This is a genomic window from Enterobacter cloacae complex sp. IR5441 (assembly GCF_049238215.1).
Lineage (GTDB): Bacteria > Pseudomonadota > Gammaproteobacteria > Enterobacterales > Enterobacteriaceae > Enterobacter > Enterobacter hormaechei_C.
This window is the reverse complement of record NZ_JBMKIA010000001.1, coordinates 421,010-432,751: the sequence shown is the minus strand read 5'-3', so window position 1 is coordinate 432,751 and position 11,742 is coordinate 421,010. Positions and strand designations below refer to the sequence as shown.

Annotated in this window: 11 protein-coding genes; 6 read left to right on the top strand and 5 right to left on the bottom strand. The window is 54.7% G+C overall.

What is annotated here, in order from left to right:
- The first annotated feature begins 46 nt into the window (after positions 1–46).
- Positions 47–973 (top strand): LysR family transcriptional regulator, encoded by a 927-nt coding sequence (locus ACOTX5_RS02100; protein WP_017382857.1) that lies wholly within the window; start codon positions 47–49, stop codon positions 971–973.
- On the opposite strand, the gene ACOTX5_RS02095 is transcribed toward ACOTX5_RS02100, so the two are convergent.
- A complete protein-coding gene (locus ACOTX5_RS02095; protein ID WP_045910749.1) occupies positions 968–1,660 on the bottom strand; it encodes an aspartate/glutamate racemase in 693 nt (230 codons plus the stop codon). The genes ACOTX5_RS02100 and ACOTX5_RS02095 overlap by 6 nt on opposite strands.
- Before the next feature lie 135 nt (positions 1,661–1,795).
- On the opposite strand from ACOTX5_RS02095, the gene ACOTX5_RS02090 reads away from it, so the two are divergent.
- On the top strand, positions 1,796–2,119 hold the full coding sequence (locus tag ACOTX5_RS02090) for a cupin domain-containing protein (protein WP_039269867.1): 324 nt from the start codon (positions 1,796–1,798) through the stop codon (positions 2,117–2,119).
- 33 nt (positions 2,120–2,152) lie between these two features.
- Here the strand turns inward: ACOTX5_RS02090 and wzz(fepE) are convergent, their stop codons facing one another.
- A complete protein-coding gene (wzz(fepE), locus tag ACOTX5_RS02085) occupies positions 2,153–3,289 on the bottom strand; it encodes an LPS O-antigen length regulator Wzz(fepE) (RefSeq protein WP_017382859.1) in 1,137 nt (378 codons plus the stop codon).
- A gap of 544 nt (positions 3,290–3,833) precedes the next feature.
- On the opposite strand from wzz(fepE), the gene ACOTX5_RS02080 reads away from it, so the two are divergent.
- The 4 genes from ACOTX5_RS02080 to ACOTX5_RS02065 are packed head-to-tail and all read left to right on the top strand — an operon-like array spanning position 3,834 to position 8,059.
- Positions 3,834–4,724, top strand: coding sequence for a carbohydrate ABC transporter permease (locus ACOTX5_RS02080; RefSeq protein ID WP_003862825.1), 891 nt, complete (start codon positions 3,834–3,836; stop codon positions 4,722–4,724).
- Positions 4,717–5,619, top strand: a complete 903-nt coding sequence (locus ACOTX5_RS02075; RefSeq protein ID WP_017692724.1) for a carbohydrate ABC transporter permease — start codon at positions 4,717–4,719, stop codon at positions 5,617–5,619. Before ACOTX5_RS02080 ends, ACOTX5_RS02075 begins: the two co-directional genes overlap by 8 nt.
- A gap of 12 nt (positions 5,620–5,631) precedes the next feature.
- Positions 5,632–6,759, top strand: coding sequence for an ABC transporter ATP-binding protein (locus ACOTX5_RS02070; protein WP_017382861.1), 1,128 nt, complete (start codon positions 5,632–5,634; stop codon positions 6,757–6,759).
- Between the two features lie 13 nt (positions 6,760–6,772).
- The gene (locus ACOTX5_RS02065; protein WP_017382862.1) at positions 6,773–8,059 is read left to right on the top strand and encodes an ABC transporter substrate-binding protein; all 1,287 of its coding nucleotides are present in this window, start codon (positions 6,773–6,775) and stop codon (positions 8,057–8,059) included.
- Between the two features lie 84 nt (positions 8,060–8,143).
- On the opposite strand, the gene ACOTX5_RS02060 is transcribed toward ACOTX5_RS02065, so the two are convergent.
- From ACOTX5_RS02060 to kduI, 3 genes are all read right to left on the bottom strand, one after another.
- Positions 8,144–9,559 (bottom strand): sugar porter family MFS transporter, encoded by a 1,416-nt coding sequence (locus ACOTX5_RS02060; protein ID WP_045910750.1) that lies wholly within the window; start codon positions 9,557–9,559, stop codon positions 8,144–8,146.
- Between the two features lie 312 nt (positions 9,560–9,871).
- The gene (gene kduD / locus ACOTX5_RS02055) at positions 9,872–10,633 is read right to left on the bottom strand and encodes a 2-dehydro-3-deoxy-D-gluconate 5-dehydrogenase KduD (protein ID WP_003862835.1); all 762 of its coding nucleotides are present in this window, start codon (positions 10,631–10,633) and stop codon (positions 9,872–9,874) included.
- Positions 10,634–10,696: 63 nt separating this feature from the next.
- Positions 10,697–11,533: a 5-dehydro-4-deoxy-D-glucuronate isomerase gene (gene kduI, locus ACOTX5_RS02050; protein WP_017382863.1), complete on the bottom strand. Its 837-nt coding sequence runs from the start codon at positions 11,531–11,533 to the stop codon at positions 10,697–10,699.
- Between the last annotated feature and the right edge of the window lie 209 nt (positions 11,534–11,742).

Here is an 11,742-nt window from a genome sequence, read left to right as displayed (position 1 = left end):
GTCTATGCAAAAATGATATGGACTACGCTCAGCCATCAGGTGCCCTATGCCCGCCGTTAACCTACGCCATATCGAGATTTTTCATGCGGTAATGACCACCGGCAATCTCACTGAAGCCGCGCACATGCTGCACACCTCGCAGCCGACGGTCAGCCGCGAGCTGGCGCGTTTTGAGAAAGTGCTGGGGCTGAAGCTGTTTGAACGCGCCCGCGGCAGGCTGCATCCAACGGTGCAGGGTTTACGCCTGTTTGAGGAGGTTCAGCGCTCCTGGTACGGGCTGGACAGGATCGTGAGCGCGGCAGAGAGCCTGAGGGAGTTCCGCCAGGGCGAGCTGTCCATCGTCTGCCTGCCGGTCTTTTCCCAGTCATTCCTGCCGGTACTGTTACAGCCGTTTCTGGCCCGCTATCCGGAGGTCAGCCTGACCATCGTGCCGCAGGAGTCGCCGCTGCTGGAGGAGTGGCTTTCGGCCCAGCGCCACGATCTGGGTCTGACCGAAACCCTCGTCACGCCAGCGGGAACGGAACGCACGGAGCTGCTGTCGCTGGATGAGGTCTGCGTGCTACCTGCCAGCCACCCGCTTGCCCACAAAGCGGAGCTGACGCCGGCGGATTTTCACGGTGAGAACTATATCAGCCTGTCGCAGACCGACAGCTACCGGCAGCTTCTGGATGGCCTGTTTGCCGAACATCAGGTGAAGCGGCGGATGGTGATGGAAACGCACAGTGCGGCGTCTATTTGCGCGATGGTGCGCGCGGGCGTGGGTATTTCGGTGGTGAACCCGCTCACGGCCATGGACTACGCCAGCAGCGGCGTGGTTCTGCGCCGTTTTAGCGTTTCCGTTCCCTTTACCGTGAGCCTGATCCGCCCGCTGCACCGGCCCGCCTCAGCGCTGGTTGATGCCTTTAGTGAACACCTGATTGCGCACGCGCGTCAGGTGGCGCTTCGCTTACCTGACCTGCAAAAACCACTATGACAGCATGAACTCCACCGCATCCGCGGCATGGATGGCGGCGGTATCGAAGACCGTTATCGGGCTTTGGTCTGCCGGCACCAGCAGGCCAATTTCGGTACAGCCGAAGATAATCCCTTCCGCCCCCTGCTGCGCCAGTTTCTCAATCACGCTGACGTACCATGCGCGCGACGTTTCGCTGAAGGTGCCCAGACACAGCTCATCAAAAATAATCTGGTTAATGCGCGCCCGGTCAGCCTCTTCAGGGATCAGGCTTTCAATTCCGAACTGGCTGTTCAGCCGCCCGCGGTAAAAATCCTGCTCCATGGTGTAGCGCGTCCCCAGCAGCGCCACGCGCGTCATGCCGGCGGCACGTATGGCACGCCCGGTGGCATCCGCGATATGTAAGAACGGCAGCGAACAGCGGTCTTCAATCTGCGACGCCACCTTATGCATGGTGTTGGTACACAGCAGAATACCCTGCGCGCCCGCACGCTCCAGCCCGAGCGCGGCGTCCGCCAGCATCTGCCCCGCTTTGTCCCACTCCCCGCTCGACTGGCAGGCTTCTATTTCATGGAAATCCACGCTGTGCAGCAGCAGGCTGGCCGAATGCAGACCGCCCAGACGCTGTTTGACACCTTCATTAATCAGGCGGTAGTACGGGATCGTTGATTCCCAGCTCATGCCCCCTAACAGACCGATCGTTTTCATCTTTCCTCCTGTGCGTTTCACCCAGTGAAGCAAACTTGTGATCGCCTTTCCAGTTATTTGGCTAAACGTTTCCTTTTCGCCGCGGGTGCGATAAGTTAAATGAAACAATGTTTCATTACATAACAGGGCGAAAATATGTTTATTTTCCATAAAGAGACCACGCTTGAGGATCTGGGCAACGGCGTGACGCGTCGTATTCTGGCGCACGACGGCAGGATGATGGCGGTGGAAGTGAATTTCGAGCAAGGCGCGATTGGCCCGATGCATAACCACCCGCATGAGCAGCTCACCTACGTTCTCTCGGGGGAGTTTGAATTCACCATCGGTGAGGAGAAACATGTGGTGACGGCGGGCGATACCCTCTATAAAGCGCCGCACGTGATGCACGGCTGCGTTTGCCTGAAACCCGGCACCCTGCTGGATACCTTTACGCCGGTTCGCGAAGATTTCCTGAAATAAAAAAAGGCGCTCAGTTGAGCGCCTTTTTTGAAGTTATTCCGTAACCGGCTCAGGAAGTTGTTCCGGCAGCGGGTTGCGGGTGCTCATAGCCTCGCGCAGCAGCACGCTGCCACAGGCGAACAGACCACCCAGAATACACGCCAGCAGCACGATCAGGGCTTTGCCCGGGCCATCTTTTTTCACCGGCATAGAAGGTGAAAGCTGGTATTTGAACGGCTCCAGGCTCACATCTTCGAAGGAAAGTTTTTGCAGCTGTGCCAGATAGTATTCGCGGTTCTGGAAATCGGCGTTCAGCTCAGAAACGTCCTTCAGATTTTTTTCAATCTGCAATTTCTGCGCAATCCCGTCCGCACCGAGGGCGACGGAATAATCCGGATCGTCTTTCACCGCCTGTCCATTGCTGTAGACCGGCTTTTTGATCCCTGCCGCGTTCGCCACTTCCAGCGAGTAGTTCAGGCGTTGCAGGTTGGTATTATGGATATTTGTCAGACGGACCCGATCCAGCTCCAGCTGCTGCTGAACCGTTTTGGTTCTCAGGATCAGCTGATCGCGAATGTTTTGCATGGTCTCCTGCTCGACGATGCGGGAGATGTACTGAATGTAACCATTCAACACTTTCTGCGCGTCCTCTGCCGTTGGGGCAGTGAAGCTTAACGTCCAGGAGAGGTACGGTGCTTTATCGGCATTTTTTTCCTGCGTGTTATCAACGGCTTTCATCTTTTCGGCAATATTGACCACCGCGCGGTGCAGCTCCAGCGGGTCAACCTGAGCGCCATCGAGCTGAGCCATCACGTAAGGTGAGCTCTTCATGTACTCTTCAAGCAGAGACTGGGACTGAAACTTTTTGATAAACAGATTAAACACATCCGCACGGGTAATTTTCACGTCGACATCAAGCACCTGGAGCGCCACCATCATCTGGCGCAGCGAACTCCACTGCGTCTGTTCCGCGGGCGTAATGACCGCTTTACTGGTCCATTTTTGCGGTATCAGAAAGGCGATTGCCAGGCCGACCAGTGCAAATGCAAAGACAATGGTGATGATGCGTTTTTTTGCTGCCAGCAGGACGTCCAGCAGACCCAGAAGATCTATTTCTTTAGCGCTGACCGCCGGGGGAGCATAGTGAGGAAAGTTGAGATCCGTATGTTTTTTGAAATCCATCGCTGACATAACTGTTCTTCTTTTAAGGATGCAGTGAAATTCTGCCTGACTGGTTCCGGTGTAACAAATCATACAAGAATGTAAGAATTATCTGAATGACGAATTGGTACATCTGTAGACCTGCTATCAGATCTGGTAGTTAGCCACGCTGCGTGACTATTCTTATTCCCGCTCCCTTTTTGCTTCGTTATCTCTTCCTCATGGCCGGCGGCAAAGCTTCGTGAAAAGTCAAAAATGCCACCTCCCTCACTATATTGAAACAGCGTTTCGACGCCGATCACATTTCCACCATTAAGCGAATGACGCAGAAATAAATCGCAATAATATAAAATAAAACGATGTTTTAGTATCCAAGAACGCCGGTTCATCTCTTTTGAAACCAGAAGCGCTTACAGCACAAAGAAAGACAAAAAAGCGTTAAAAAACAAACATAGATTTCGCCGTTGCCAGACGTTGCACCCTGAATTTGAGCTCTCATGCCGCGCATCGCAGGCCTGGGAAAATGTAACAAAGCAGATTTCGTATTAAACCATTGATTGCCAGGTAGGTATGTATGAATGAAAACAAGCTGCTGGGGCTCGCATGGATATCACCCTACATCATCGGGCTGATACTCTTTACGGCATTCCCCTTCGTCTCATCGTTTTTCCTCAGCTTTACGGATTACGATTTGATGAGTCCGCCGGTGTTTAACGGCATTGAAAACTATCGCTACATGTTTACCGAAGACACGCTCTTCTGGAAATCCATGGGCGTGACCTTTGCCTATGTATTTTTAACCATCCCGTTAAAGCTCGCCTTTGCATTAGGCATTGCCTTTGTCCTGAACTTTAAATTACGCGGCATCGGCTTTTTCCGAACGGCCTACTATATTCCGTCGATCCTCGGCAGTTCCGTCGCCATTGCCGTATTGTGGCGCGCCTTATTTGCCATTGATGGTCTGCTGAACAGCTTTATCGGTGTATTTGGCTTTGATCCGGTGAACTGGCTGGGCGAGCCGTCGCTGGCGCTGATGTCCGTTACCCTGCTACGTGTCTGGCAGTTCGGTTCCGCGATGGTCATCTTCCTGGCCGCGCTGCAAAACGTCCCGCAGTCCCAGTATGAAGCGGCGATGATCGATGGCGCATCGAAATGGCAGATGTTCATGAAGGTGACCGTGCCGCTGATTACGCCGGTGATCTTCTTCAACTTCATCATGCAGACCACGCAGGCGTTCCAGGAATTTACCGGGCCGTACGTCATTACCGGCGGCGGGCCAACCTATTCGACCTATCTGTTCTCGCTCTACATCTACGACACCGCGTTCAAGTATTTCGATATGGGCTATGGCGCGGCGCTGGCGTGGATCCTGTTCCTGGTGGTGGCCGTCTTCGCCGGTATCGCCTTTAAGTCGTCGAAATACTGGGTGTTTTACTCAGCCGATAAAGGAGGCAAAAATGGCTGATATTCAACAACTCTCCACGGCAAGAAGCGTCGCCGAACGCGAAGTGGCCCGCACGCTGCGCAGAGAGAAAATCAACGCCTCCGTTCGCTATGTGATCCTGCTGGTTGTCGGCCTGCTGATGCTTTACCCGCTGGTGTGGATGTTCTCCGCGTCGTTCAAACCGAACCACGAGATCTTCACCACCCTGAGCCTGTGGCCAGCCCACGCCACCTGGGATGGTTTCGTGAACGGCTGGAAAACCGGCACCGAGTACAACTTCGGCCATTACATGCTGAATACCTTTAAGTATGTGATCCCGAAAGTGATCCTGACCATTATCTCCTCCACCATCGTGGCGTACGGCTTTGCCCGCTTCGAGATCCCGTGGAAGAAGTTCTGGTTCGCCACGCTCATCACCACCATGCTGCTGCCCAGCACCGTGCTGCTGATCCCGCAGTACCTCATGTTCCGTGAAATGGGCATGCTCAACAGCTATATGCCGCTGTACCTGCCGCTGGCCTTCGCCACTCAGGGGTTCTTCGTCTTCATGCTGATCCAGTTCCTGCGCGGCGTCCCGCGTGACATGGAAGAGGCGGCGCAGATTGACGGCTGTAACTCCTTCCAGGTGCTGTGGTACGTGGTGGTACCGATCCTGAAACCGGCCATTATCTCCGTCGCCCTGTTCCAGTTCATGTGGTCCATGAACGACTTTATCGGGCCGCTGATTTACGTCTACAGCGTGGATAAATACCCCATCGCACTGGCGCTGAAAATGTCCATCGACGTCACCGAAGGCGCGCCGTGGAACGAAATTCTGGCAATGGCGAGCATCTCCATTCTGCCATCCATCATTGTCTTCTTCCTGGCACAGCGCTACTTCGTACAGGGCGTCACCAGCAGCGGAATTAAAGGTTAAGAGGGAAATACCATGGCTGAAGTTATTTTCAACAAGCTGGAAAAGGTCTACTCCAACGGCTTTAAAGCGGTACACGCTATCGATCTTAAAATTGCTGAAGGGGAATTCATGGTGATCGTCGGCCCATCCGGCTGCGCCAAATCCACGACCCTGCGCATGCTGGCGGGGCTGGAAACCATCAGCGGCGGCGAGGTGCGCATCGGCGACAAGATCGTGAACAACCTCGCGCCGAAAGAGCGCGGTATTGCAATGGTGTTCCAGAACTACGCCCTCTATCCGCACATGACGGTGCGCGAGAATCTGGCCTTTGGTCTCAAGCTGAGCAAACTGCCGAAAGATCAGATTGAGTCTCAGGTGAATGAAGCCGCCAAAATTCTTGAGCTGGAAGAGCTGCTCGACCGCCTGCCGCGCCAGCTTTCCGGCGGCCAGGCGCAGCGCGTGGCGGTAGGCCGTGCGATTGTGAAAAAGCCGGATGTGTTCCTGTTCGATGAGCCGCTTTCAAACCTCGACGCCAAACTGCGCGCTTCGATGCGTATCCGTATTTCTGACCTGCACAAGCAGCTGAAGAAATCGGGTAAACCAGCAACTACCGTTTACGTGACCCACGACCAGACCGAAGCGATGACCATGGGCGACCGCATCTGCGTGATGAAGCTCGGCCATATCATGCAGGTGGACACGCCGGACAACCTCTACCACAAGCCGAAGAACATGTTCGTGGCGGGCTTTATCGGCGCGCCGGAGATGAATATACGCAAAAGCGTGCTGGTCGAAAAAGCGGGTCAGCTGCACATCGCCATTGGCGATGAAACCATGCCGCTGAACGCGGAGAAGCAGGAGAAAGTCGCGGCTTACGCGGGTCAGGAGATCTTCTACGGCGTGCGCCCGGAATTTGTATCGCTCTCTGATGAGCCCTTCCCGGACGGCGGCTGTAGCGGGGAGATGGTGCGCGTTGAGAACATGGGCCACGAATTCTTTGTGTACCTGAAGGTCGCGGACTACGAACTGACCGCCCGAATCCCGTCCGATGAGGCTAAGCCAATGATTGATAAGGGGCTTCATCGTAAGGTGTATTTCACGTTTGAGATGAACAAGTGTCATATTTTTGACGCAAAAACTGAACAGAACCTCTCTCTCTGATGGAGTGATAAAAATGAAAAAAGTGCTTTTAAGCGCAGCAATCTCCGCGACCCTCGGCCTTACCGCTTTGCCATCGATGGCGCAGAATGTGGATTTACGGATGTCCTGGTGGGGCGGCAACGGCCGTCACCAGGTCACCCTGAAAGCGCTGGAAGAGTTCCATAAGCAGAACCCGGACATCAACGTGAAAGCGGAATACACCGGCTGGGATGGTCACCTCTCCCGTCTGACTACCCAGATTGCGGGCGGCACCGAGCCGGACGTGATGCAGACCAACTGGAACTGGCTGCCGATCTTCTCCAAAACCGGTGACGGCTTCTACGATCTGAACAAGATGAAGGACGTGATCGACCTGTCGCAGTTCGATCCCAAAGAGCTGCAAACCACCACCGTGGACGGCAAGCTGAACGGCATTCCGATCTCGGTGACGGCGCGCGTGTTCTACTTCAATGACGAAACCTGGAAAAAAGCGGGTATTGCGTACCCGAAAACCTGGGACGAGCTGATGGCGGCCGGTAAAACCTTCGAGAGCAAGCTCGGCAAGCAATACTATCCGGTGATCCTGGAGCACCAGGATACGCTGGCGCTGCTGAATTCGTACATGATCCAGAAGTACAACATTCCTGCGGTGGATGAGAAAACCAAAAAGTTCAGCTACACAAAGGAACAGTGGGTGGAGTTTTTCCAGACCTACAAAAAGCTGATCGACAGCCACGTCATGCCGGACACCAAATACTATGCCTCGTTCGGTAAGAGCAACATGTATGAGATGAAGCCGTGGATCCAGGGTGAATGGGGCGGCACCTACATGTGGAACTCCACCATCAACAAATATTCCGACAACCTGAAGCCACCGGCGAAACTGGAGCTGGGCAGCTACCCAATGCTGCCGGGCGCCACCGACGCGGGTCTGTTCTTCAAACCGGCGCAGATGCTGTCGATTGGTAAGACAACCAAAAACCCGGAAGCGGCAGCGAAGCTGATTAACTTCCTGCTCAACAGCAAAGAAGGGGTTGATACGCTGGGCCTTGAGCGCGGCGTGCCGTTGAGCAAAGTGGCGGTGCAGTATCTGACCGAAGACGGCACCATTAAAGAGGACGATCCATCCGTGGCGGGCCTGCGCCTGGCGCAGTCGCTGCCGGCGAAACTCACCGTCTCGCCATACTTTGACGACCCACAGATTGTGGCGCAGTTCGGTACTTCTTTGCAGTATATCGACTACGGGCAGAAAACCGTGGAAGAGACGGCCGCTGACTTCCAGCGTCAGGCGGAGCGTATTTTGAGACGTGCGATGCGGTAAATACAAAGCCGGGTGGCGGCTACGCCTTACCCGGCCTACAGGCTATCGTAGGCCCGGTAAGCGAAGCGCCACCGGGCAATGACATTACACGCCGATATTACGTAGTTTCTCCCCTCTCATCAGCTTGCGTTCAATATGCTCCAGGGTCACGCCTTTGGTTTCCGGAATCAGCCAGAAGGTCACGCCGATAAACGCCACGTTCAGCACCGTATAGAGCCAGAAGGTGCCTGCCGCGCCAATCGCCTCCAGCAGCGTCAGGAAGGTCGCGCCAATGATCATGTTCGACACCCAGTTGGTGGTGGTGGAACAGGTGATACCAAAGTCGCGGCATTTCAGCGGCTGAATTTCAGAGCACAGGATCCACACCACCGGCGCGGCGCTCATCGCGTAACCGGCGATGCACATCATGGTCATGCCAACGGAGAGCCAGGAGAGGCCGCTGGACGCCGTGCCGTTATCGAACTGCATCAGGCAGTAGCCAAGGATCAAGGTGCCGAGCGCCATCACGCTAAAGCCAATTTTCAGGGCCGGCTTACGACCGGCCTTATCGACGGTGAACACCGCGATAAAGGTGGCGAACATAAAGGTCAGCCCCACTACCAGCGTGGCGATCATCTGCTGTTCGGTGGTGGTAAATCCGGCCATTTTAAAGATGCGTGGGGCGTAGTACATGATGATGTTCATCCCCGTGAACTGCTGCATCGCCTGTAACAGCATGCCGAGGAACACCGCGCGGCGCACGTTGCGGTTCGCCTTAAACAGCGACCAGCCGCCCTGCTTCAGCTTCAGGCTCTCGCGGATTTCGTTCAGCTCTTCACGCGCTTTTTCAGACGTGTCGCGCAGCATGCGCAGCACCTCTTCCGCCTCCACGTGACGCCCTTTTTGCGCCAGCCAGCGCGGGCTGTTCGGCAGGAAAATGACTAACACAATCAGCAGCACCGCAGGCAGCGCCAGCACGCCAAGCATTGCCCGCCAGTTGCCGCTGTAGCTGAAGTATGTATCCGACAGGAACGCCAGCACGATACCGAGCGTCACCATCAGCTGGTACATGCTGATCATCTTCCCGCGCACGTTTTCACTCGCCATTTCGGAGAGGTAAAGTGGCGCGGTGTAGGACGCGATACCCACCGCCACGCCCAGCAGCACGCGGGAGAGCAGCAGCACTTCAACGTTGGTGGCAAACGCCGAGCCAATGGAACCGGCAACAAACAGGATCGCCCCAACCATCAGGCTGTATTTGCGCCCGAGACGGAACGACAGCCAGCCATTAAACAGTGCGCCGATGGCCGCACCCAGCATCATGCTGCTCACCACCCACTCTTGCAGGCGGTTGCTTAACGTAAAGTGGTCGGTAATAAAGGGCAGTGCGCCAGCGATAACGCCGATATCCAGACCAAACAGTAAACCGGCTACGGCGGCCGCAACAGAAACAAACTGGTTCATGCGTCGGGTATCGCGCAGCGCAGCGGGCATAAGGGTAGAGTCATTTACAGATGTCATAGTTTCCTGCCTCAACAGCGAAATTCGTTAAGTGAAATTACGAGATACCGGAAGAAAGTGTCAGGCCGGAACTGGTGAAGATATGGATTATTTCGCTACGACATACCGATCTGTGATGGACATTACAATTTAAAATCAGGGTGGTTTAACCTTATTTTTTATTAATTAGTTAATATTTAAGCAATAAATGTGTGATACCCATCATCCATTCCTTTTCAGTATGGATTTTTCATCTTTAAGGATATGGATAAAGCCAATTTTGGCGCAAAAAAAAACCTCTGCCTGAGGGCAGAGGTTCTTTATTCGGGCTGATTAACGAGCCAGCCAGCCGCCGTCAACGGCAACGGTGTAGCCGTTAATGTAATCCGAAGCCGGGGACGCCAGGAACACAACCGGGCCCATCAGATCGCTCGGCAGACCCCAGCGGCCCGCTGGAATACGCTCCAGGATAGCTGCACTGCGCTCTTCATCCGCACGCAGCTGCTGGGTATTGTTGGTGGCCATGTAGCCCGGCGCAATCGCGTTGACGTTGATGTTGTGCTGCGCCCACTCGTTCGCCAGCAGACGGGTCACGCCCATCACGGCGCTCTTCGATGCGGTGTAAGACGGCACGCGGATGCCGCCCTGGAAAGAGAGCATGGAGGCAATATTGATGATCTTGCCCCCTTTCCCCTGGGCGATGAAGTGCTTCGCAGCCGCCTGGGACATAAAGAACACGCTCTTGATGTTCAGATTCATCACGTCGTCCCAGTCCGTTTCGCTGAAGTTAATCGCGTCTTCACGACGGATCAGGCCGGCGTTGTTGACCAGAATATCGATATGCCCAAACTCCGCCACCGCGCGATCCAGCAGCTCAGGGATCGCATCGATTTTGCGCAGGTCCGCGGTCAGGCTCAGGAAACGGCGGCCCAGTGCGGTAACGCGCTCGATGGTTTCCGTTGGCTCAACGATGTTAATCCCGACGATATCGCAGCCCGCTTCAGCCAGACCTAACGCCATACCCTGCCCCAGCCCGGTGTCACAACCGGAAACCACAGCCACTTTACCTTGCAGAGAAAATGCATCCAGAATCATGTTTATTCCTTAATCGTTCAGCGCCTGTCAGCAACAGGCAGATATATACTTAACTGCCTGCGACTAGCGCAGATCCTTAACAGCGACGTGGTCCATGTCATCGAAGACCTGGTTTTCACCGACCATACCCCAGATAAAGGTATAGGCTTTCGTTCCCACGCCAGAGTGGATGGACCAGCTCGGCGAAATGACCGCCTGCTCGTTGTGCATAACGATATGGCGCGTCTCCTGCGGCTGTCCCATCATGTGGAACACGCAGGCGTCTTCATCCATGTTGAAATAGAAGTAGACCTCCATGCGGCGCTCGTGGGTATGGCAAGGCATGGTGTTCCACAGGTTGCCCGGCGCAAGCTCGGTCAGCCCCATGCTGAGCTGACAGGTTTCCAGCACATCCGGAACAAAGTATTTGTTGATGGTGCGACGGTTGCTGGTGAGGTTATCGCCAAGGGTCACCGGGGCAACATCCGCTGGCGTGACTTTTTTGGTGGGGTAAGTCGTATGAGCCGGGGCGCAGTTGTAGTAAAACTTCGCCGGTTTGCTGCCATCAATGCTGGCGAACACCACTTCTTTCGCGCCTTTGCCGACGTACAGCGCGTCGCGGTGACCAATTTCGTAGCACTGGCCATCAACGGTAATGGTGCCCGGCCCGCCGATGTTAATCACGCCCAGTTCACGGCGTTCGAGGAAGTAGCTCACGCCCAGCTGTTTGCCCACTTCACCGCCCACGGAGACGGTTTTCGCCACCGGCATAATCCCGCCCACAATAATGCGGTCAATATGGCTGTAGACCATGGTGTACTTGTCGGCTTCGAACACTTGCTCAACTAAAAACTCACTGCGCAGCCCCTGAGTATCCAGCGTTTTAGCGTGCGCACTGTGGATGCTTTGTCTGACGTCCACGTAAACCTCCAGAAATGATCGTGCCCGAAGGCAAAGACAATTAACGAAACAACGTTCCGTTTTCGTGATGAACACATATTATCCCCTGACCACGGGGTTTTCAATTGCATTTAAAACAACGTTTCATTTTTTCTGCTTGTTTATGCCAGAAATGGTGTTTCGATCACGATAAATCTTTAAGACCCTCAATCTGGTTAATGAAACTGAGA

Excerpts from the sequence above, each read along its gene's own strand:
- ACOTX5_RS02100 (WP_017382857.1), top strand. The coding sequence starts at position 47 with ATGCCCGCCGTTAACCTACGCCATATCGAGATTTTTCATGCGGTAATG.
- ACOTX5_RS02095 (WP_045910749.1), bottom strand. The coding sequence starts at position 1,660 with ATGAAAACGATCGGTCTGTTAGGGGGCATGAGCTGGGAATCAACGATC.
- ACOTX5_RS02090 (WP_039269867.1), top strand. The coding sequence starts at position 1,796 with ATGTTTATTTTCCATAAAGAGACCACGCTTGAGGATCTGGGCAACGGC.
- ACOTX5_RS02080 (WP_003862825.1), top strand. The coding sequence starts at position 3,834 with ATGAATGAAAACAAGCTGCTGGGGCTCGCATGGATATCACCCTACATC.
- ACOTX5_RS02075 (WP_017692724.1), top strand. The coding sequence starts at position 4,717 with ATGGCTGATATTCAACAACTCTCCACGGCAAGAAGCGTCGCCGAACGC.
- ACOTX5_RS02070 (WP_017382861.1), top strand. The coding sequence starts at position 5,632 with ATGGCTGAAGTTATTTTCAACAAGCTGGAAAAGGTCTACTCCAACGGC.
- ACOTX5_RS02065 (WP_017382862.1), top strand. The coding sequence starts at position 6,773 with ATGAAAAAAGTGCTTTTAAGCGCAGCAATCTCCGCGACCCTCGGCCTT.
- ACOTX5_RS02060 (WP_045910750.1), bottom strand. The coding sequence starts at position 9,559 with ATGACATCTGTAAATGACTCTACCCTTATGCCCGCTGCGCTGCGCGAT.
- kduD (WP_003862835.1), bottom strand. The coding sequence starts at position 10,633 with ATGATTCTGGATGCATTTTCTCTGCAAGGTAAAGTGGCTGTGGTTTCC.